This window comes from Aeromonas sp. R2-2 (genome assembly GCF_040908355.1).
GTDB lineage: Bacteria > Pseudomonadota > Gammaproteobacteria > Enterobacterales > Aeromonadaceae > Aeromonas > Aeromonas veronii.
Window position 1 is genome coordinate 1 of record NZ_JBFODQ010000045.1, and the last position, 19,152, is coordinate 19,152.

The following is a 19,152-nucleotide window of genomic DNA, read 5'->3' on the forward strand; positions in this document are numbered from 1 at the left end:
GGGGCCACCGGCGTGACCTGCTCTGGCCCCGCCTTGAGCAAGTTGGGATGACGGTAGAAACGGTGAAAACTGTGGGTGGTCTTGTGATACGCCCGTCTGGGTGGCACCAGCAAGCGGTGCTCGGCCAATATCCGAAACAGCCTGTCCCGCCCTACCTTGAGCCCGTCATCATCCTGACCCTGCAGCAGATAATGCAGCTTGCGAGTGCCCACCCGCGGTTGTCGCAGTCGAACCTGACGCACGAAGCGCACCACCTGCCATCCCTGTGCATGGCGCTCGTCGGCGACCCGATTGCGCTTGTAGTAAGCCTGCCGGCTTATCCCCAGAAACAGGCAAGCCCTGACAATGCTCAGCCTCTCGACTTGCCGCTGCGAGAGGACTTGCTGGGTCGCTTTTTTACGATGGAGACGCCGTAGTCATTCTTCAGTACATCGACGACGGCCTCAAAGAACTGGGCCTTCTGACTCATCAGCGCCAGCTGCTGCTCGAGTTCCTTGATACGCTGTTCGGGCGTCTGGTTGTCGGGGTCTGGCATGGTGATGCTCCTGCCGGCACGAACAGAAGCCCCCTGGCTCCAATCTTGCCGACCATGTTTACGCAACCATACCAGAATGGTCGAATTGCCCTGAATGCCATATCGGGCTTGTGCTTGCTGGCAACTGAGCTCGCCTTTTTCAATCTGCTCGACCAGCGCCAGTTTAAAAGTCAGCGAGTAATCGCGCTGTGTCCGTTTCACACCTTGTCCCATCGGGTTCTCCATTTATTGGGGGGAAAGGTGTAAACCATATTCAGGACGGGACAACGGGATCAAAAAAGCCGAACCCTGTGGTTCGGCTTTTTTATTCCGATTTAGCAACGGTATCGGGGATCAGAAGATCCCCTTGGCTTTGACCTTTTTCATATTCGCGACCTGACTCGAGAGATCCTCGATCAAAGGCTCTGCCTCCGTGCCAACCGCACTCTGTCGAGCGGGGGCACTGGCCAGTCGCTGGATCAATCTGTACTGCTCGCGGATCAGCCGGGATTGCTCTTCCAGTTGGCGAGAGAGCAGCTGGATACTGCTGGCAAGGGGAGCCAGATCCTGCTCGGCCCCTGCTGATGGCAGCTTGCCAGCGATGGCTTCGGCCAGCTGGTCATGATCCAGCGCTGCAGGCAGTCCCTGTCTGAGTTCATCCCACATCTCGGCGGGTTGCTGCTCGCCAAGCCGGCTGACAATCTCGTCCACCAGGGATGTGGTATCACTCTGCCCCAACTGAGGTGCGAGCCTGGCCACAATCTCGTCGATCATCACATCTGCGGCAGGCTGCGCCTCGCCAGCGACCTCCCCCAGATTGAAACCACAGCTGGCAAAGGCATGACGCAGGGTGGTCATGCTCACCTGCTCCGGCCCCAGCGCATTGGCAATCGCTTTGCAGAGGTTGGGCGCCAGCACGTACATGAACATGCCGGAAAGATAGATATCCTTGTGGAAACGGCTCTTGGAGAAGTCAAACTCCTCGGTGCCCTCCTGGATCTTTCGCGCCCGTTGATACCAGTTCTGCAATACCCCGACCGCATAGCGATCAGACTCCAGCGCACCCGGATCCATGTAGATGGAGAAGGTCATGCGCTTGAGTTGACTACTCATCGTCAACCTCGGCCATCACAGGCGCTTCGCGATAGACTTCATCCTCTTCCGTGGTGTAGAGGCAGATTTCACGAGCCAGCGCGGACTGGGCATCGTCCAGCAGCTCGACACGGTCACCCAGGGTGGGATAGGCCGCCTTGATCGCTTCATAAATCAGGGATGCGCCGCCACCGACCAGATAGACACGGTTCGGGTTCTTGGCGAACTTCTTCGCTTCATGTGCAACCTGAGTGCCCAGCTCGTCGATCTTGTTTTGCATCTTCTCGAGGATCTTGGGGATCTGGCTCTCGTCGTTCACCACATCGCGTACAAAGCTCATGTCGTGACGACGCTTGATAAACTCGTTGGCCACCAGATAGCTGGAGTCGCTGTCTGCTGCGGCCAGTGCCTTGCGGGTAGCGTCGGTCACCATGGAGACACCGATCTCGTTGTTACCGTAGACATCGGAGACATCATCAAACTCACCGACGATGATCCCCATATCCAGAGTGGTGCCGCCACAGTCGATCACCAGAGTCTTGGTGAACTCGTTGCAGCCTGAACCAATCAGACGGGAGAGCGCAGCAGGCAGACTCTCCGGCATCACTTCGACACTGACGATATTGAACAGCTCGCCCTTGTTAAGGGTGATCGGACGCATCAGGTTGCGGCGTTTCTTCTCGATCTTCTCTTCGTTACGCTGGCAATCGTCCGGGTTGTAAAACTCGGTGATGGGCAGGGTTACGGTGATGGCGACATCGCACGGCGTCACACCGGTCTGCAACAGGGCATGATGCACGGAGAGCAGGTTGAGATCGTCATACTGGTACTCCACATGGGTGGTAGCCAGAGACTTGTCGGAGGTCGCGTCGTAGGTGTACTTGGTGTTACCTATCTCGTAGTTGTAGATCTTCTTGTCTTTACGCAATGCGGCGCTCTTCCAGTCCTTGCGAAAGGAGTTGGGAGAGATGATGGTCTTGAGCACCTTGTTCTCAATCCAGCTCACCTTGACGTTGGTCGAGCCATCATCGATGGCCATTTTCATTACTTCAGACATGAGGAAACACCTGTTAATAGATCAGAAATGGGTCCGATTGCCTTGCCTTATGCCTTTGGCAAGGCGATCGAACCAATAGATACACGGGGTAAAAGGGCGACAAGTTTAATGGGTTTCTAAAATCCGGTGAAGCAAATGATTAAATCCGGAAGGATCTTCCGCGGGCCAGGCGTGGTGGCCGTTGGGAGTGTGGATGGTGGCGTTGGGCAGGGCGGCAAACTGCTCTACCCGTTTCGCCAGCGGCAGGTAGTCATGACTGGTGGAGATGATGGCCACCGGCTGCCAGATAGCGCCGAGCCGGGCCCGTACCGACCAGCCGGGTAACGCCTCCAGCAGCGCCTTGTAGGTTTTCTTTTTATTGCGCACGAAACGCAGCCGGAAGGTGTGGCGCACCTGTGCCAGATCCGGGCCCGGGAAGAGCTCGCGTCCCAGCCACCAGGCGAGCGGGCGCATGCCAAACCAGCGCAGCCACTTGAGGCGCTGGGCGTAACGCTCCTGCTCTTTGGGTGTATCCAGCAGAAACTCGCTAAAACCGTTGACCAGCACCAGCCCCTGCACCTTGTGGGGCAGTTGCAGCGCCAGCTCCAGCGCTACCATGGCCCCCAGCGACAATCCCACGACCCAGGCGGGTTCTGGCTGTGCGTCGAGCCAGTTCACCACATCGGCTGCCAGGGTCGCCACATCGAACGGCCCCTCCAGCATGCTCTGGCCGTGGCCGCGCAAGTCCAGCGCCACCACCCGGTAGTGTTCGGAAAACCGTTCGATCTGCGCCTGCCAGTCGAGGCTGGAGGAGCCCAGCCCGTGCAGCAGCAACAGCAAGGGGCCCTCCCCCGCACTGCGCAGGGCAAGACCGTTGAATTTCATCACCTGATTGCGGCGCATCAGTGTATTGCCTCTCGACTCATCACCTGAACCATCTCTTGTTGTTATGTTGCCCGTGGTTATCCTGCCACGGCACGGCGCCCAATCAGCCTTCGCTGACCAGACTCACCGCCTTGATATAAGCGTAGATCTGCTGCTCCGGCGCCAGCGCCAGCCGCCTGGCGGAGCGGCTGGTGATCCGGGCCAGCAGTATCTGCTCACCCAGCGCCAACTGCAACAGGGTCTGGCCGGGGCGCACCTCGCGCACCGCCAGCAGACGGGTGACGAGACAGTTGGAGAGACTGGAGTGCTCGATGGGGGCGGTGGCGATCACCACATCGCGCCCCGCCACCTTGATCTGCAAAGGGCCACTCTCGTCCGGCACATGGGTCATGGTGACCCGCAACTGCTGCTCACCAAGCTGCAGGGTCGCCATCTGCTCCCCTTCATCGTAGTGAGAGAGGGTCGCATCCAGCATCACCCCGGCATCGTCACGGCTGGCGAGCGAGAGATCGGTGCGGGCGAAAATCTCGCTCGGCCGGCCTTGCGCCTCCACCCTGCCACTTTCCAGCAGCACCAGCTGATCGCAGAGCAGGCTCACCTCCTCCATGGCGTGGCTGACGAAGATCATCGGGATACCGCTCTCCTGCTGCAACCCCTTGAGCACATGGGCCTGATGGATGCGGCTGCGCCGATCGAGCGCAGAAAAAGGCTCATCGAGCAGCAGCAGATCAGGCTCGGCCAGCAGCGCCCGCCCCAGCGCTACCCGCTGGCGTTGACCGCCAGAGAGGGCATGGGCAGGCAGCCCCAGCAGATCGGCAAAACCGAGCCGAGCCGCCAGCGCTTCGGGCTGCCAGCGCCCTCGCCCCTTGCGGGCCGCCAGTTGCAGATTGCCGAGCACCGTCAGATGGGGGAAGAGGCGCGAGTCCTGAAACACCAGCCCGATCCGGCGCGCTTCGGGCAGAAGTTGAGCATACTCCCGATCGCGCCACCGCAAGCGATCCCCGCTTCGGCGATCGAGTCCGGCGATGATGCGCAGCAGTGTGCTCTTGCCGCAGCCGGAGGGGCCGAACAGGCCGAGGATCCCCCCCAGCTCGAGGGTCAGTGCGCAATCGAGGGTAAAGGGGTCAAACTCGCGCCGAACATAGAGGTTCAGGGCATGGCGGTGCGGCTCGTTCACTGGCGGCATAGTGGCGGGCTGGTTCATCCAAACACTCTCCGCTGTCTGCGCTGCAGCACACCATAGACCAGCACCAGCATCACCAGCGAGAAGGCCATCAAGCCGCCCGCCAGAATATGGGCGTTCTGGTAATCCATCGCCTCCACATGATCAAACAAGGCGATGGAGAGCACCTGGGTCTCGCCGGGGATATTGCCGCCAATCATCAGCACTACGCCAAACTCCCCCAGGGTGTGGGCAAAGCCGAGCGCCGCCGCCATCACAAAGCTGGGCAGGGTCATCGGCAAGATGATGTGGAAGAAGCGCTCCAGTGGGCCAAGCCCCAAAGTAGCGGCGGCCTCCAATTCCTTGTTGCCCATGTTGACGAAGGCGGAGGTGAGCGGCTGCACCACGAACGGCAGCGAATAGAGGATGGAGGCAAACAGCAGGCCGAGAAAGCTGAAGGCAAGAGGGGCACCAAAGGTGTCGCGCCACCAGGCGCCGAAGCCATATTCAGGGGAGAAGGCGAGCAGCAGATAAAAACCCAGCACTGTGGGGGGCAGCACCAGCGGCAGCGCCACCAGCGCCTCCACCAGCGGCCGCAGCCGATTCTGACTGCGCGACAGCCACCAGGCCAGCGGCGGAGCCAGCAACAGCAAAATCGCTGTGGTACTGGCCGCAAGCTTCAGAGTGAGCCAGACCGCCAGCAGATCCCCTTCACTCATTGCCGACCTCCCGGTTGATAAATGCCTCCAACGGCATGGTCTCCATCCTTATTGCAAAGAGTGGCCGACCCGAAGGCCGACCACTCAGGGTATTGCGTCAACCTCTTATTGGGGCAAGGCATAGCCCGCAGCCTTGATCTGCGCCTGACCCGGCCCCTTGAGCCAGGCGACCAGCGCCTCGACCGCGGCGCCTTTCTTCAATACCAGCCCCTGCTGTTCGATGGGCGGATAGAAGTCGGCAGGCACTGCCCAGGCTTCGGTGGTCTTGCCCGCTTCCACCAGATTGGCCCAGGCGACAAAGCCCAGCTCGGCATTGCCGGTGTCGACAAATTGCCAGGTCTGGCCGATGTTGGCGCCGGTCAGCAACCGGTACTGCTTGGGATCGATTTTGAGATGGGTGAGGGTCGCCATGGCGGCAGCACCATAGGGGGCGGTACGGGCATTGGCGATGGCGAGGTTGCCTTTCCAGCTGCGCAGGGTCGCCTCGTCAGGGGCCGGCCCTCCTTTCTTCCACAGCCCCAGCTGGCCGATGGCGTAGGTGAAGCGATCGCTCCCCTTGCCCTCTTTTTCCAGCTTCTCGGGGGTCGCCGCATCGGCGGAGAGGAAGAGATCGAACGGTGCGCCGTGACTGATCTGGGTGTAGAGCACTCCGGTGGCGGCAGACGAGATAGCCAGGGTGTGGCCGGTCTTGGCGGTAAACTCCTTGCCAATACGCTCGATGGTTCCCTTGAAGTTGGCAGCCACAGCCACCTTCACTTCATCAGCCTGCACGGCACCGGTATGCAAGGTGGCGGCGCAGACGCCGGCGATGACAACAGATAACAGCGGTTTCATTCCCTTTCTCCTGATGGGGCCCGCACATCCGCGCCCCTTGGCGGGGCCGTGGTTCCCGTTGAACCTGCGCCCCTCGTGATGAACAGGTCAGGCTTGCCAGCGGGCAGCGGCGGCGTTGTCGCTCTCCTTGGCCTCGACCCAGCGTTGCACACCCTCGGCAGTCAGCTCTTTTTTCCAGAACGGTGCCCGGGTTTTCAAGAAATCCATGATGAAGCGACAGGCATCAAAGGCTGCGTCGCGGTGGGCACTACTCACCGCCACCAGCACGATCTGATCGCCAAGCCACAACTCGCCGATACGATGAATGAGGGTACACTCCTGCAGCGGCCAGCGGCGACGGGCCTCCTGCACGATATCGGCCAGCGCCTTCTCGGTCATACCGGGGTAGTGCTCGAGGGCCAACCCCTTCACTTCCTCCCCCTGATTGAAGTCGCGAACCTTGCCAACGAAGGTGACGATGGCGCCACTGTCGGGGCGGGTGGCGAGACGGGCATATTCGTCCGCCAGCGAGAAATCCTCCCGCTGGACCAGAATGCGATCGGTCATGGTTGCCTCGCTCATCCTTAACCTCCGGTCACCGGCGGGAAGAAGGCCACCTCATCGCCATCATTGATGGGGGTATCGAGGGGCACCAGGGTCTGGTTGACCGCCACCAGCAGCTTGCCTGCTTCCAGCGCCAGCGCCCACTTGTCGCCGCGCTCACAGAGCGCCGCGCGCAGTTGTTCGGCGGTGGCGTAGTCGCACGGCAGGTTCAGCTCGTCACACGCTACCAGCTCTCTTACTTGCGCAAAAAACAGTACCTTGATCATGCTTGTTCCCCACTCGTTGAGCCCAACTGAAAATGGCCAGACTTGCCGCCTTTTTTCTCTACCAGCCGCACCTGTTCGATCACCATGTCCTTTTGCACCGCCTTGCACATGTCGTAGATGGTCAACGCCGCAACAGATGCCGCCGTCAGCGCCTCCATCTCCACCCCGGTCTTGCCGGAGAGCTTGCAGATAGTGCGGATATGCACCCGATTCTGCTCGGGCAGCGGCACTATCTCCACCTCGACTTTGGTCAAGGCCAGCGGATGGCAGAGGGGGATCAGATCGGAGGTCTTCTTGGCGGCCATGATGCCGGCGATGCGGGCGGTGGCGAACACGTCACCCTTGTGGTGCTGGCCGCTCAGGATCAGCGCCAGCGTCTCGGGGGCCATGGCAACAAACGCCTCGGCACGGGCTTCACGCTCGGTCACCTGCTTGTCGGTCACATCCACCATATGGGCTTCGCCGCTCTGGTTCAGATGCGTCAGGTTGGGCTGGGTCTGCTTGGGATCGGTCTGGTTCATCGCTTGCTCTCAGAGGTGGGAGACAAAGTTGCACGGCTTGGTGCGGGCATCGAGCTGATCGCGGATCAGTTGCTCCCAACCCAGCTGGCAAGCGCCGGTGGAGCCGGGCAGACAGCAGATCAGGGTGCGATTGGCGAGTCCCGCCAGCGCACGGCTCTGCATGGCGGAGCCTTTAATCTCGGCAAAAGAGAGTTGACGGAACATCTCGCCAAAACCCTGTACGGTGCGCTCGAACAGCACACCGACCGCTTCCGGTACCCGGTTCTGTTCATTGAAGCCGGTACCGCCGTTAATCAGTACCACCTGCACCCCCTCATCGGCGATCCACTCGCTCACCCGCGCCCGGATGCGAAACAGGTTGTCCGGGCAGAGCGCCCGATCGGCCAGCTGATGGCCCGCGTCGGTAAGGGCCGAGACCAGATAGTCGCCTGAGCTGTCATCGGCGGCAGTGCGGCTGTCGGAGACCGTCAGCACGGCGATCTTGAGGGGAATAAATGCGTTGTGTTTCTGTCCCATCGGGCAGCTCCTTGTGGCTATGGGCCGTCAACGAGGCAGGAAGAGAAGGGGTATGAGAGGCCAGCTGTCAGGGCGCAAAAACGGACGCAGACAGAGGTGACCAACTTGCTCAAGCGTGTGACGGCGGGCTGATTCTATCAAAGGTTTCACGAGATATGGGATTTAAAAGACACACAAATCTGATGCTTGTCCCATATATGAACAAAACGCAGGCCGGGCAAACCCGGCCTGTCGTCGCAGGATCAGAACCCTTTCACCCCGGTCATGTCGGGCAGCTGGTGAGCTATCCCCTTGTGACAGTCGATGCAGGTACTTTCACCACTGGCCAGATTGGTAGAGTGCATCTTGGCGGCACGCTGCCCCTGCAGGGAGAAGTCCATGTACTCGAAGTTGTGGCAGTTGCGGCACTCGCGCGAATCGGTCTCTTTCATCCGCTGCCACTCCCGCTCCGCCATCTCGCGTCGGTGCGACTCGAACTTCTCGCGGGTATCCACCTTGCCGGTGATCATGCCCCACAACTCCTTGGAAGCCTGCACCTTGCGGATGATCTTGTAGGTCCACTCATGGGGCACGTGGCAATCCGGGCAGCTGGCCCGCACGCCGGAGCGGTTGGCGTAGTGGATGGTATCGCGGTACTCCTCGTACACGTTGTCCTTCATCTCGTGACAGCTGGTGCAGAAGGCCTCGGTGTTGGACGCTTCCATGGCAGTATTGAAACCGCCCCAGAAGATCACGCCGCCAAAGAAGCCCATCAGCAGAATGACCCAGAGAGCCGCCTTCGACGGTGACTTGAAGGTGGTCCACAGACGCTGGATAAAGCCGGGTAATTTCATCTATGGATTCCTCAGTTCAGCGCTTCAACCGGTTTAAAGGTATTTTCCACCAACGGCTTGGCATCCGCTTGCGGCACATGGCACTGCAGGCAGAAGTAGCGACGCGGCGACACTTCACCCAGGGTCAGGCCGTCGCGGGTCTCGAAGTGAGTCGGGCTGATCTTGGGGGCCTTCATGGCGCTGGCATTCTTGAAGCTGTGGCAAGCCAGACACTTGTTGACCTTGGTATCCACCTCGTAGTTGCGAATGTCGTGGGGGATCAGCGGCGGCTGATGCATGTACTGGCGATCATAGGGCGCGCCATCCTTGCGGAAGTTTTTCAGGGGCGCGGCGGTGGCATCGGTCACCAGATCGGTGGCGCCACGCTCGGACTTGAGGCCACCGGTACTGTTGGTGATCTCGGGGGCCGCTGCCATCAAGGATCCCGCCATCAGGCAGGCCAGCATTGCTCCAATCAGCTTTTTCATTATTTGTTCTCCGACGTTTTTTCTGCCTTGACGGCAAAACCTACAGTGATTTCAAAAACTTGTTCCGCGCAGACATCGATGCAGCGGCCACAGTTGGTACACTCCTGAGCCGCAATCAAGGGCCCGTGACCGCGCTTGGCACCATGAACAGGCCCGCGCAGGATGGGGCGCTCCGGGCAGACCGCATAACAATCCATGCAGTTGTTGCACCGCTCGCGCCCCTTGGCAGAAATCTTGATAAATCCGACCCGGTTGACCAGGGCATAGAAGGCCCCCACCGGACAGAGATGACCGCACCAACCCCGCTCAACCACGAAAAGATCGAACAGGAACAGCGCTGCAAGCAGGGCCCAGCCCGCCCCCATGCCCAACAGCAGACCGCGCATGGCGAGCGACACCGGATTGACCAACTCCCACGCCATCACCCCGACCACCGCTGGCAACACCAGCACCATGGCCAGCAGCCAGTAGCGGGTCGCACGGCTGAACTGGCCATTACCCTTGAGGCCAAGGCGCCCCCTGAGCCAGGCTGCGGCATCCGTGATGAGGTTGACCGGACAGACCCAGGAGCAGAACACCCGCCCACCGACCAGCCAGTAACCGGCCAGCACAATGGCAGCCCCCAGCCAGAGGGTGGTGATGGGCCAGTGACCCGCCGCCAGCGACTGCAACAGCGTGAGGGGATCGGTCAGCGGCACCGTCTCCAGCAACAGCGAGCTGGAGAGGTTGCCCTTGAGGATCCAGATACCCGCCAACGGCCCCAGCAAAAACAGCCCGAGCACGCTGAACTGACTCAGCCGACGCAGCAACAGGAAGCGGTGGGAACGCCACCACCCCAGCTTGATGCGAGCATCTTCCCCCGGATAACGACTCATAACCCCTCCGGTTTGCGGGTGGGCAGGGTGAGCCTGTCGCCGATGAGCGACTTGTTCCCCGCCTTGGCCTTCTCTTCCCAGCCGAGTCGGTAGTGATGACCCAGCTCACCTTTGGCGAGCTGACGTGGCACCACCTTGATGGCCGCTTCCTCCAGAACGCAGGCATGCTCGCACTTGCCACAGCCGGTACAGACATCGCTGTGTACCGTGGGCAGGAACATGGCGTGTTTGCCGGTACGCTGGTTATGCTGCAGCTCAAGAGTGATCGCCTTGTCAATCAACGGGCAGACCCGATAACAGACATCGCAGCGCAGACCCAGATAGTTGAGACAGGTCTCGTGATCGATGAGCACTGCTACCCCCATCCGGGCCTGATCGATGTCGGTCATCTGCTGATCCAGCGCCCCGCTCGGGCAGGCCACCACGCAAGGGATGTCATCACACATCTCGCAGGGCACGGCACGCGCCTTGAAATAGGGGGTGCCAGTGGTCACAGGGGCAAACAGCCGGGCGAGCTTGAGGGTGTCGTAGGGGCAGGCCTCAACGCAGAGCCCGCAACGCACGCAGGCGCCGAGGAACTCTGTTTCATCGAGAGCGGCGGGCGGACGCAGCGCCTGGGCAGGCACGGCTTGTGCCTGCTGGCGGGCCACACCACCGAGCCCCACGCCAAGCAGGCCCACACCGCAGGCCCCCTTGGCCATGTCGGCCAAAAACTGGCGACGACTACGACTCATCTCGTACTCCCCCGCCTTAAGCCTTCATCACCTTGACGGCGCACTTCTTGTAATCGGTCTCTTTCGAGAGCGGATCGGTGGCGTCCAGGGTCAGCTTGTTGACCAGCTGGCTCGCATCAAAGAAGGGCATGAAGACCAGTCCTTTCGGCGGACGGTTGCGACCACGGGTCTCGACACGGGTCTTCACCTCACCACGGCGGGAGGAGACGATCACCTCTTCACCACGACGCACGCCGCGGGCCTTGGCATCGTCCGGGTGCATAAACAGCACCGCATCCGGGAAGGCGCGATAGAGCTCGGGCACCCGACGGGTCATGGTGCCGGTGTGCCAGTGCTCCAGCACGCGACCGGTGGAGAGCCACAGGTCGTACTCTTTATCCGGCGACTCGGCGGCGGGCTCGAACGGCAGGGCGAAGATGACCGCCTTGCCATCGGGCTTGCCATAAAAACGTACCCCCTCGCCCGCTTTCACATAGGGGTCGAACCCTTCACGGTAGCGCCACAGGGTCTCTTTGCCATCTACCACAGGCCAGCGCAGACCACGGGCTTCGTGGTACTGATCGAACGGAGCCAGATCGTGACCGTGGCCACGACCGAAGGTGGCGTACTCTTCGAACAACCCTTTCTGGACGTAGAACCCGAAGTGCTCGGCCTCGTCGTTCAGCAGACCTTTGCTCTGCTCTTTCGGGAACTGGTTGACCTGACCGTTGGCATAGAGCACGTCGAACAGGGTTTTGCCCTTCACTTCCGGCATCTTGGCAATCAGCTCAGCCGGCCACACTTCCTCAACCTTGAAGCGCTTGGAGAACTCCATCAGCTGCCACAAGTCGGACTTGGCCCCTTCCGGTGCCTTCACCTGCTGGTGCCAGAACTGGGTGCGGCGCTCGGCGTTGCCGTAGGCCCCCTCTTTCTCCACCCACATGGCAGTGGGCAGGATGAGGTCAGCGGCCTGGGCCGTGACGGTCGGGTACGGATCGGAGACCACGATGAAGTTGCGCGGATCGCGATAACCAGGCAGGCGATCGGTATTCATGTTGGGGCCGGCCTGCATGTTGTTGTTGCACATCACCCAGTAGGCGTTGAGCTTGCCGTCCTTGAGCATGCGATCCTGCAGCACGGCGTGGAAACCCACCTTGTCGGGAATGGTCCCCTCCGGCAGTTTCCAGATCTGCTCGGCAATGGCGCGGTGCTTGGGCTCGGTCACCACCATGTCGGCAGGCAGACGGTGGGCAAAGGTACCCACTTCACGCGCGGTGCCACAGGCAGAGGGCTGGCCGGTCAGTGAGAAAGGACCATTACCCGGCTCGGAGATCTTGCCGGTCAGCAGGTGGATGTTGTAGCAGAGGTTGTTAGCCCAGACGCCACGGGTATGCTGGTTGAAACCCATGGTCCAGTAGGAGACCACCTTCTTGCCCGGATCGGCATAGAGCTTGGCCAGCTTTTCCAGCTTCTCTTTGGAGACGCCGGAGAGCTTGGCGACCGACTCCACATCGTAATCCGCCACGAACTTGGCAAACTCCTCGAAGGTCATCGGAGTGGCATCGCCGCTGTCCGGGTTCTTCGCTTTCTGCTGCAGCGGATCGGTCGGGCGCAGGCCGTAACCGATGTCGGTGACCCCCTTCTTGAACACGGTGTGCTTGTTGACGAAGTCCCAGTTCACCTTGTCATTCTGGATGATGTAGTTGGCGACATAGTTGAGGATCGCCAGGTCGGTCTGTGGGGTGAACACCATGCCGTTGTCCGCCAGCTCGAAGCTGCGGTGCTCGAAGGTAGAGAGCACGTGCACCTGCACATCCGGGTTGGAGAGACGGCGATCGGACATCCGCGACCAGAGGATGGGGTGCATCTCGGCCATGTTGGAGCCCCACAGCACGAACGCATCGGCCTGCTCGATATCGTCGTAGCAGCCCATCGGTTCGTCCATGCCGAAGGTACGCATGAAGCCGACGACCGCAGAGGCCATGCAGTGACGGGCATTGGGGTCAATGTTGTTGGAGCGGAAACCGGCCTTCATCAGCTTGGCGGCAGCGTAACCTTCCCAGACGGTCCACTGGCCGGAGCCGAACATGCCGACAGCGGTCGGCCCCTTCTCTTTCAGGGTCGCCTTGAACTTCTCGGCCATGATGTCGAACGCCTGATCCCAGCTGATGGGGGCGAAGTCGCCATCCTTGTCGAACTGGCCGTTCTTCATCCGCAGCATCGGCTGGGTGAGGCGATCCTGGCCGTACATGATCTTGGAGAGGAAGTAGCCCTTGATGCAGTTGAGGCCACGGTTGACCGGCGCATCGGGGTCGCCCTGAGTCGCCACGACCCGACCATCCTGAGAGCCCACCAGCACGGAGCAGCCGGTACCGCAGAAGCGGCAGGGAGCCTTATCCCAATGGATGGCTGTCTTGTCGGTACTGGTGATGAGATTGGCTGCCAGCGTGGGGGCACTGACACCGGCCACGGCTGCGGCAGCTGCCACCGCGTTGGCCTTCATAAAGTCGCGTCGACTCAGCTTCATGGCATATCCTCGCATTGCTTATCGCGTAATAGTTGTCGAATCTGTCGAACGGGAGCCAGCCATCAGCGGCAGAGGGCACGCCCGGCATCCCATCACTCTTTTCAGTGACCGCCCAGTTCATCGAACTGGTGGTAAATCAGGGCGGCTGAGAGCACGCCCGGCATCGCCTGTATCGCATCAATGGCCGCCATGATCGGCCGCTGGCTCGGACCTTCCAGGGTCACGACCAGCTTGCCCTCGTCACTGACGGCGTGGATCTCGGCCCCTTCAAGGGCGCCAATCTGCTCAGCGAGCTGATGGCGCAAAGGGGGCTGGGTCAGCACCACCAGACTCGATACATGGAACTCCTGATCCATTGTGGCTTCTGTGTCACACGGCTTCTGACTCATTCTGACTCCTGCTTGAGGGTGGGCTGACTCGCACCACCGGATGGGGCGGCTCGCCCGTCGACCTTGATGCTGCCAACTGGACAATCCTGCACACAGGCGCCGCAGCCATTACAGCGATCCGGCTCGACCGTCGGGGTGGGCACACGCCCCAGCACCGGAATAAAACGAATGGCATTGGGCTCACAGCTGTCCTGACAGCGCTGGCAGAACACCTGACCATTGGCCAGACAGTTGGCCTCGATATGGGCCTTGTAGTGCCAGGGGGACTCGCTGGTCGGGCGAAACACAGGCGCCTTGCAGACCGTGGCGCACTCGGTGCAGAAGGTGCATTCGCCACGCTGGAAATCGACCACCGGAAAACCGCCCTCGCCATTCACCAGGATCTGCTCCGGACAGGCCGCCAGACACTCCCCGCAGCGGGTGCAGTCGGCGACAAATGCCGACCAGTTGACTGACCAGGGCAACTGCACCGGCGGTTCGGCAGTTCTCAGCCGCCCCCGGAACAGGCCGCGGCGGGCAAGATCGATCTCATCCGGCATGTTGACTCCTGTTCTGGTGAAAAAGGGGACAGTCCGAGTCCATGATTGGCATTCTTGATACCAATTATAAGAGTGGGTGTATATTGCGGCCCTGACAAGGTAAGGGATATACCACCAGGGAGATAAACAGGGGGGATTTTTGCGCCAGATCAAAGCCTTGCAGCGCAATAAAAATGGAGGTATCGGTTAAAATACCTCCATGTGAGGATTGCTATTTAATCGTTGGCGATTTTTTGCGGTTATCCGCCGATCGAGGCGAGATGAGGGGTGATACCGGCATTGCCCTCATGGAGACGATGGGTAGCACTCTTGCCCGCCAGTGCCGCGCGAATGCGCTGTTGCAGCTCATCGGATTGTGCATCTGCGCCGAGCAGATCCCGCAGGTCGATACCGTTGTCGCCAAACAGGCACAGATGCAGCTTCCCCAGCGAGGAGACCCGCAGCCGGTTGCAACCGGCACAGAAATCCTTGCTGTAGGGCATGATGAGCCCCACCCCACCCTGCGATTCCGGATGCATGAATACCTGCGCCGGACCGTCATCCGTGCCCCGCAACTGCTGCACCCAGCCGCTCTCCAGCAAGCGCTGTTTAATCTGTTCGCCGCTGACATGGTGGTCACGAAACAGGGTATCCATCTCGCCGGTCTGCATCAGTTCGATAAAGCGCAGCTCGATAGGCTTGTGCCTGATCCAGCCCAGAAAGGCATCGAGCTGGTAGTCGTTGAGCCCCTTGAGCAGCACCGCATTGATCTTCACCGATTTGAAACCGGCGGCCAGTGCCGCTTCGATCCCCTCCATCACCTCCGCCAGCTTGTTCTCACCGGTGATCTGGTGAAACTGGCGCGGGTCGAGACTGTCGACACTGACATTCAGCGCGTTGAGTCCGGCATCAAACCACTCCTGGGCCCGCTCCTTGAGGCGATAGCCGTTGGTGGTCATGGCGACCTTCTCGATACCCGGGGTGGTGGCAATCACCTTGACGATCTCGGTGAAATCGCGGCGCAAGGAGGGCTCGCCCCCCGTGATACGCACCTTGCGGGTGCCCATGGCGGCAAAACCGCTGACCACACGGCGGATCTCGTCAATCGAGAGAAAGGGTTGACGCCCCGCTTTGTGACCTTCGGGGGGGCGATAACCGTCAGGCAGGCAATAGGTGCAACGGAAATTGCACACATCGGTGACTGACAGACGCAAATAGTAAAAACGACGGGAAAAACCATCTTCAAGTGGCAACATAAACACCTTTCCAAATACGGGAGGCCAGGGCATTTCTTTCCTGACCCTTACAGCTCGACGATTGTGTTCAACTGTCGGCTGACGGCTGGTTTCCCCCTATCGCTAGGACGTAGGCAAAACCGCTCGGAGTTCATCTAGTTTTTCGATGCTAACACAAGTTGGAGTACACTCCCACGCATCTTGCGGGGTCCTTATCACTATCCAGAGGTGCGCATCAGTATGGGAAAACGGCTCAGGGTCCATTCGGTCAGCAGTGCGATTGGCCGCGCCATGGTGTTGATCCTCTTCATGGCCAGCCTGATCGCGCTGGTCGCCATGGTCACCCTCTTCTACTCGGTACCCGATGCCAAGGCGATCAACCTCTCCGGTTCGCTGCGGATGCAGGCCTACCGGATGGCCTACGAAATCGAGCGGGGCGACAGCGTGCTGGGGCGCCTCTCCCAGTTTGAAGAGACCCTGCACGCCGAAGAGCTGCAGGAGACCCAGCGCTGGATCACGCCCGCCTCCCTGCGTCGCACCTATGGCGAGGTGCTTAGCCAATGGCAGGTGATGCGCCAGCACATCGAGGATCGCACCCCCAGACGGTACACCGATAACACCGAGCAGTTTGTGGCAGCCATCGACAATTTCGTCAATCAGATGCAGTACCACGTGGAATTCAAGGTGCGGATGCTGGCGCTGGCGGAGGGGCTCGGCCTGCTGGCGATCATCACCATCGCCTGGTTCACGGTGCGCTTCACTCGCCAGCAGGTGGTCGCCCCCCTCAACCAGCTGGTCTACTGTGCCCGCCAGATCCAGCGGCAAGATTTCGATCTCCAGCTGCCCGCCCACGGCGAAAATGAGCTGGGGGAGCTGTCGCGCGCCTTTGTCACCATGGCGGACGAGCTGGGCAAACTCTATCGGGAGCTGGAGAACAAGGTGGAAGAGAAAACCGCCAAGCTGCAGCAGGCCAACGACACCCTTTCGTTTCTCTACTCGACCGCCCAGAAGCTGCACGCCGCCCCGCTCAGTACCCGCACGCTGATCAAGCTGCTGGACCGCGCCGCCGCCCACCAGCATATCGACCACATCCGGCTGACCCGCTTCGAGCACAATGCCATGCCGGTCTACATCTCGGGGCGCACCGGCTGGCCCGGCGACCTCGATGCGGTCGCCAGCTTCTATCTGCAGATGGATGAGCAGGAGTTCGGCCGCCTCGACATCATCAGCCAGCACCCCATCGACGAGCGGTTGATCAAAAACTTCACCATGCTGCTGGCCCAGGTGCTGCACAAAGACCAGACTCTGCTGCAACAGCAGCGGCTGCTGCTGATGGAAGAGCGGGCGGTGATCGCCCGGGAACTGCACGACTCGCTGGCGCAGGCCCTCTCCTATCTCAAGATCCAGTCCACCCTGCTCAAGCGCTCCTACGCCAAGGGGCAGCAAGAGAAAGCGCAGGAGGCGATGCAACAGATCGACGAAGGGCTCAGCAATGCCTATACCCAGCTGCGCGAACTGCTCGGCACCTTCCGTCTCACCATTGGCGATGCCAATCTGGGGGAAGCAATCCGGGTGATGCTCGATCAGCTGCAACCCCAGACCAAGGCCGAAATCCGGTTCCATTACGGACTGGCCGACAACGACCTGGAGGCGGGCCAGCATATCCACATTCTGCAACTGATCCGTGAGGCAGTGCTCAATGCCATCAAACATGCCAACGCGCAAGTGATTGATGTTAGCTGTGAGACCCTCGCCAGTGGTAACATCGAGGTTCAGATTTCAGATGACGGTGTCGGGATCGGACTCGCCAGCTCGGCGATCAACCATTACGGTTTGAGCATCATGAACGAGCGCGCCAGCAAACTGCACGGTCTGCTGACCATCAACGAGCAGCAACCACAAGGCACCTGCGTGCATCTGACCTTTCCCACCAGTCTAGCGAGAGACGCCTGATGGACGAGATGAAATACACAGTTTTGGTCGTAGATGACCATCCCCTCATGCGCAAAGGGATTGTGCAGTTGCTGGCTCTGGAAGAGAACATGGAGGTGACCGGTGAAGCCTCCAACGGCACAGATGCCGTGGCGCTGGCCAAAGAGTCCGAGCCGGACCTGATCCTGCTCGACCTCAACATGAAGGGGCTCTCCGGCCTCGATACCCTCAAGGCGCTGCGGGCCGAAGAGATCACCTCCCGGGTGGTGATCCTCACCGTCTCCGATGCTCGTCAGGATGTGGTTGCTTTGCTCAAGGCCGGTGCCGACGGCTACCTACTCAAGGATACCGAGCCTGATCTGCTGCTGGCCCAGCTGGCCGACGTGATGACCGGCAAGCAGATCCTGAGCGAACCGCTGCGCCCCTATCTCGAAAACATCTACGAGCTGGATCACCTGCAGCAGAAGCTGGAAAGCTTAACGCGTCGCGAAATGCAAATCCTGCGCGAAATTGCAAAAGGCCTATCCAACAAACAGGTCGCCTCGGTACTCCATATCTCCGAGGGAACGGTCAAGGTTCACGTGAAGAGCCTGCTGAAGAAACTCGAGGCGCAAAGCCGCGTGGAAGCGGCTGTCATGTATCTGGAGCAGCGCAACTAAGCGCCCTCAACCGCCGAAAAGCCACCCTCCGGTGGCTTTTTTCATTCTCTGGCACAGTCGCTGCATTGTCATATTCAGCAACTACTCAATGGAGGATGGAACATGAAACTACAACCTTTGGCACTGTTCCCCTTGCCTTCCCACATACTGCCGGGTGGCAAGCTTCCTCTGCGTCTGTTCGAGCCACGCCACCTGCAGATGCTCAAGGAGTCATTCATCAACGATCAGGGTTTTGGCATCGTGATGGAAGAGTCGACCACCTCGGGACAATCCGGCCGCATTCTGCCGGTGGGCACCCGGGTCAAGGTGACTGACTTCTACACCCTTAATGATGGCCTGCTGGGGGTGACGGTGCTGGGACTGGAGCGCTTCTGTATCCACGAGATGGAAACAGACGAGATGGGCCTGCGCCGGGCCAAGGTGGAGATGCTGCCCAACTGGCCGAGCACCCACTCAGATTTCAACGACAAGCTGCTGGTCAATCGCCTGCGGGAAGTGTTCGAGCAGTATCCGGAGCTTGATGAGCTCTATCCGGACAAGCGCTTTGAAGATGCCGCCTGGCTCTGCCAACGCTGGCTCGAGATATTGCCGATGCCGATTTATGAAAAGCAGATGCTGATTGCCAAACAAAACAGCGAAGCGGCCCGTAAATTTCTGCATCGCCTGATTTCACAATGACAAAAACAGCGTTGCAAAATGCAATTATTCCAACAATGAAAATGTGAAATTCGCATTTTGCGAGTGAGTAGGAACGCAGAACGCCATAACAAGAGAGAGCCGCTGCGCTAAACGGCCCAAATTGAACACAAAAGAGTCTAAAAAAGTTGGCACAGATTTTTCATATAGATTGATACAACCCGATTTATCCCGTGCTCTCTTCAGTATTTGCTGAAGAACTGGTCAACCCACAAAGTTG

The 19,152-nt window shown here is 60.0% G+C and carries 21 protein-coding genes, 1 pseudogene and 1 riboswitch; of the genes and pseudogenes, 3 read left to right on the plus strand and 19 right to left on the minus strand.

The window, feature by feature from the left end; genetic code table 11:
• The 19 genes and pseudogenes from AB5Z09_RS08035 to moaA all read right to left on the minus strand — a co-directional run.
• Nucleotides 1–748: pseudogene (locus AB5Z09_RS08035) on the minus strand (IS3 family transposase); the annotation flags it as partial.
• Nucleotides 749–868: 120 nt separating this feature from the next.
• Complete coding sequence (locus AB5Z09_RS08040; protein ID WP_368195021.1) at nt 869–1,627, minus strand: hypothetical protein; 759 nt, start codon at nt 1,625–1,627, stop codon at nt 869–871.
• Nucleotides 1,620–2,663 (minus strand): plasmid segregation protein ParM domain-containing protein, encoded by a 1,044-nt coding sequence (parM, locus tag AB5Z09_RS08045; protein ID WP_127005731.1) that lies wholly within the window; start codon nt 2,661–2,663, stop codon nt 1,620–1,622. The genes AB5Z09_RS08040 and parM overlap by 8 nt, the downstream gene beginning before the upstream one ends.
• 105 nt (nt 2,664–2,768) lie before the next feature.
• Complete coding sequence (locus tag AB5Z09_RS08050) at nt 2,769–3,545, minus strand: alpha/beta fold hydrolase (RefSeq protein WP_368195022.1); 777 nt, start codon at nt 3,543–3,545, stop codon at nt 2,769–2,771.
• Nucleotides 3,546–3,630: 85 nt separating this feature from the next.
• Nucleotides 3,631–4,713 carry a molybdenum ABC transporter ATP-binding protein gene (gene modC / locus AB5Z09_RS08055; RefSeq protein WP_368195035.1) on the minus strand — a complete coding sequence of 361 codons (1,083 nt, stop codon included), beginning with the start codon at nt 4,711–4,713 and terminating at the stop codon, nt 3,631–3,633.
• A gap of 14 nt (nt 4,714–4,727) precedes the next feature.
• Nucleotides 4,728–5,408 carry a molybdate ABC transporter permease subunit gene (gene modB, locus AB5Z09_RS08060; protein WP_005353447.1) on the minus strand — a complete coding sequence of 227 codons (681 nt, stop codon included), beginning with the start codon at nt 5,406–5,408 and terminating at the stop codon, nt 4,728–4,730.
• A 105-nt stretch (nt 5,409–5,513) separates the two neighbouring features.
• The gene (gene modA, locus AB5Z09_RS08065; protein ID WP_368195023.1) at nt 5,514–6,242 is read right to left on the minus strand and encodes a molybdate ABC transporter substrate-binding protein; all 729 of its coding nucleotides are present in this window, start codon (nt 6,240–6,242) and stop codon (nt 5,514–5,516) included.
• A gap of 87 nt (nt 6,243–6,329) precedes the next feature.
• A complete protein-coding gene (gene moaE / locus AB5Z09_RS08070; protein ID WP_368195024.1) occupies nt 6,330–6,803 on the minus strand; it encodes a molybdopterin synthase catalytic subunit MoaE in 474 nt (157 codons plus the stop codon).
• 2 nt (nt 6,804–6,805) lie between these two features.
• Complete coding sequence (gene moaD / locus AB5Z09_RS08075) at nt 6,806–7,051, minus strand: molybdopterin synthase sulfur carrier subunit (RefSeq protein WP_107685090.1); 246 nt, start codon at nt 7,049–7,051, stop codon at nt 6,806–6,808.
• Complete coding sequence (moaC, locus tag AB5Z09_RS08080) at nt 7,048–7,572, minus strand: cyclic pyranopterin monophosphate synthase MoaC (RefSeq protein ID WP_368195025.1); 525 nt, start codon at nt 7,570–7,572, stop codon at nt 7,048–7,050. The genes moaD and moaC overlap by 4 nt, the downstream gene beginning before the upstream one ends.
• 9 nt (nt 7,573–7,581) lie before the next feature.
• Nucleotides 7,582–8,088 (minus strand): molybdenum cofactor biosynthesis protein B, encoded by a 507-nt coding sequence (gene moaB / locus AB5Z09_RS08085; RefSeq protein WP_005344126.1) that lies wholly within the window; start codon nt 8,086–8,088, stop codon nt 7,582–7,584.
• Nucleotides 8,089–8,330: 242 nt separating this feature from the next.
• Nucleotides 8,331–8,921, minus strand: a complete 591-nt coding sequence (locus tag AB5Z09_RS08090; protein ID WP_107685087.1) for a cytochrome c3 family protein — start codon at nt 8,919–8,921, stop codon at nt 8,331–8,333.
• 11 nt (nt 8,922–8,932) lie between these two features.
• On the minus strand, nt 8,933–9,388 hold the full coding sequence (locus AB5Z09_RS08095) for a nitrate reductase cytochrome c-type subunit (protein ID WP_005334452.1): 456 nt from the start codon (nt 9,386–9,388) through the stop codon (nt 8,933–8,935).
• A complete protein-coding gene (gene napH / locus AB5Z09_RS08100) occupies nt 9,388–10,263 on the minus strand; it encodes a quinol dehydrogenase ferredoxin subunit NapH (RefSeq protein ID WP_368195026.1) in 876 nt (291 codons plus the stop codon). The genes AB5Z09_RS08095 and napH overlap by 1 nt, the downstream gene beginning before the upstream one ends.
• The gene (gene napG / locus AB5Z09_RS08105) at nt 10,260–10,997 is read right to left on the minus strand and encodes a ferredoxin-type protein NapG (RefSeq protein ID WP_368195027.1); all 738 of its coding nucleotides are present in this window, start codon (nt 10,995–10,997) and stop codon (nt 10,260–10,262) included. Before napG ends, napH begins: the two co-directional genes overlap by 4 nt.
• Before the next feature lie 16 nt (nt 10,998–11,013).
• The gene (gene napA / locus AB5Z09_RS08110; protein ID WP_338455300.1) at nt 11,014–13,503 is read right to left on the minus strand and encodes a nitrate reductase catalytic subunit NapA; all 2,490 of its coding nucleotides are present in this window, start codon (nt 13,501–13,503) and stop codon (nt 11,014–11,016) included.
• Nucleotides 13,504–13,604: 101 nt separating this feature from the next.
• Nucleotides 13,605–13,859: a chaperone NapD gene (locus AB5Z09_RS08115; protein WP_031227438.1), complete on the minus strand. Its 255-nt coding sequence runs from the start codon at nt 13,857–13,859 to the stop codon at nt 13,605–13,607.
• 29 nt (nt 13,860–13,888) lie between these two features.
• Nucleotides 13,889–14,431: a ferredoxin-type protein NapF gene (gene napF, locus AB5Z09_RS08120; RefSeq protein WP_139493418.1), complete on the minus strand. Its 543-nt coding sequence runs from the start codon at nt 14,429–14,431 to the stop codon at nt 13,889–13,891.
• Between the two features lie 239 nt (nt 14,432–14,670).
• Nucleotides 14,671–15,666, minus strand: coding sequence for a GTP 3',8-cyclase MoaA (moaA, locus tag AB5Z09_RS08125; protein WP_368195029.1), 996 nt, complete (start codon nt 15,664–15,666; stop codon nt 14,671–14,673).
• Nucleotides 15,654–15,807: riboswitch (molybdenum cofactor riboswitch) on the minus strand. Its footprint overlaps the gene before it by 13 nt.
• Nucleotides 15,808–15,885: 78 nt before the next feature.
• On the opposite strand from moaA, the gene narQ reads away from it, so the two are divergent.
• The 3 genes from narQ to AB5Z09_RS08140 all read left to right on the plus strand — a co-directional run bounded on the left by narQ (nt 15,886) and on the right by AB5Z09_RS08140 (nt 18,914).
• Nucleotides 15,886–17,598, plus strand: a complete 1,713-nt coding sequence (narQ, locus tag AB5Z09_RS08130; protein WP_368195032.1) for a nitrate/nitrite two-component system sensor histidine kinase NarQ — start codon at nt 15,886–15,888, stop codon at nt 17,596–17,598.
• Nucleotides 17,598–18,236, plus strand: a complete 639-nt coding sequence (narL, locus tag AB5Z09_RS08135) for a two-component system response regulator NarL (protein WP_005334471.1) — start codon at nt 17,598–17,600, stop codon at nt 18,234–18,236. The genes narQ and narL overlap by 1 nt, the downstream gene beginning before the upstream one ends.
• A gap of 102 nt (nt 18,237–18,338) precedes the next feature.
• Nucleotides 18,339–18,914, plus strand: coding sequence for an LON peptidase substrate-binding domain-containing protein (locus tag AB5Z09_RS08140; protein ID WP_005334473.1), 576 nt, complete (start codon nt 18,339–18,341; stop codon nt 18,912–18,914).
• The last annotated feature ends 238 nt before the right edge of the window (nt 18,915–19,152 follow it).

Excerpts from the sequence above, each read along its gene's own strand:
- parM (WP_127005731.1), bottom strand. The coding sequence starts at position 2,663 with ATGTCTGAAGTAATGAAAATGGCCATCGATGATGGCTCGACCAACGTC.
- modA (WP_368195023.1), bottom strand. The coding sequence starts at position 6,242 with ATGAAACCGCTGTTATCTGTTGTCATCGCCGGCGTCTGCGCCGCCACC.
- AB5Z09_RS08050 (WP_368195022.1), bottom strand. The coding sequence starts at position 3,545 with ATGCGCCGCAATCAGGTGATGAAATTCAACGGTCTTGCCCTGCGCAGT.
- napA (WP_338455300.1), bottom strand. The coding sequence starts at position 13,503 with ATGAAGCTGAGTCGACGCGACTTTATGAAGGCCAACGCGGTGGCAGCT.
- moaD (WP_107685090.1), bottom strand. The coding sequence starts at position 7,051 with ATGATCAAGGTACTGTTTTTTGCGCAAGTAAGAGAGCTGGTAGCGTGT.
- moaA (WP_368195029.1), bottom strand. The coding sequence starts at position 15,666 with ATGTTGCCACTTGAAGATGGTTTTTCCCGTCGTTTTTACTATTTGCGT.
- AB5Z09_RS08095 (WP_005334452.1), bottom strand. The coding sequence starts at position 9,388 with ATGAAAAAGCTGATTGGAGCAATGCTGGCCTGCCTGATGGCGGGATCC.
- modB (WP_005353447.1), bottom strand. The coding sequence starts at position 5,408 with ATGAGTGAAGGGGATCTGCTGGCGGTCTGGCTCACTCTGAAGCTTGCG.
- AB5Z09_RS08140 (WP_005334473.1), top strand. The coding sequence starts at position 18,339 with ATGAAACTACAACCTTTGGCACTGTTCCCCTTGCCTTCCCACATACTG.
- napH (WP_368195026.1), bottom strand. The coding sequence starts at position 10,263 with ATGAGTCGTTATCCGGGGGAAGATGCTCGCATCAAGCTGGGGTGGTGG.
- napG (WP_368195027.1), bottom strand. The coding sequence starts at position 10,997 with ATGAGTCGTAGTCGTCGCCAGTTTTTGGCCGACATGGCCAAGGGGGCC.
- AB5Z09_RS08115 (WP_031227438.1), bottom strand. The coding sequence starts at position 13,859 with ATGGATCAGGAGTTCCATGTATCGAGTCTGGTGGTGCTGACCCAGCCC.
- napF (WP_139493418.1), bottom strand. The coding sequence starts at position 14,431 with ATGCCGGATGAGATCGATCTTGCCCGCCGCGGCCTGTTCCGGGGGCGG.
- moaC (WP_368195025.1), bottom strand. The coding sequence starts at position 7,572 with ATGAACCAGACCGATCCCAAGCAGACCCAGCCCAACCTGACGCATCTG.
- moaE (WP_368195024.1), bottom strand. The coding sequence starts at position 6,803 with ATGAGCGAGGCAACCATGACCGATCGCATTCTGGTCCAGCGGGAGGAT.
- AB5Z09_RS08040 (WP_368195021.1), bottom strand. The coding sequence starts at position 1,627 with ATGAGTAGTCAACTCAAGCGCATGACCTTCTCCATCTACATGGATCCG.
- moaB (WP_005344126.1), bottom strand. The coding sequence starts at position 8,088 with ATGGGACAGAAACACAACGCATTTATTCCCCTCAAGATCGCCGTGCTG.
- narQ (WP_368195032.1), top strand. The coding sequence starts at position 15,886 with ATGGGAAAACGGCTCAGGGTCCATTCGGTCAGCAGTGCGATTGGCCGC.
- AB5Z09_RS08090 (WP_107685087.1), bottom strand. The coding sequence starts at position 8,921 with ATGAAATTACCCGGCTTTATCCAGCGTCTGTGGACCACCTTCAAGTCA.
- modC (WP_368195035.1), bottom strand. The coding sequence starts at position 4,713 with ATGCCGCCAGTGAACGAGCCGCACCGCCATGCCCTGAACCTCTATGTT.
- narL (WP_005334471.1), top strand. The coding sequence starts at position 17,598 with ATGGACGAGATGAAATACACAGTTTTGGTCGTAGATGACCATCCCCTC.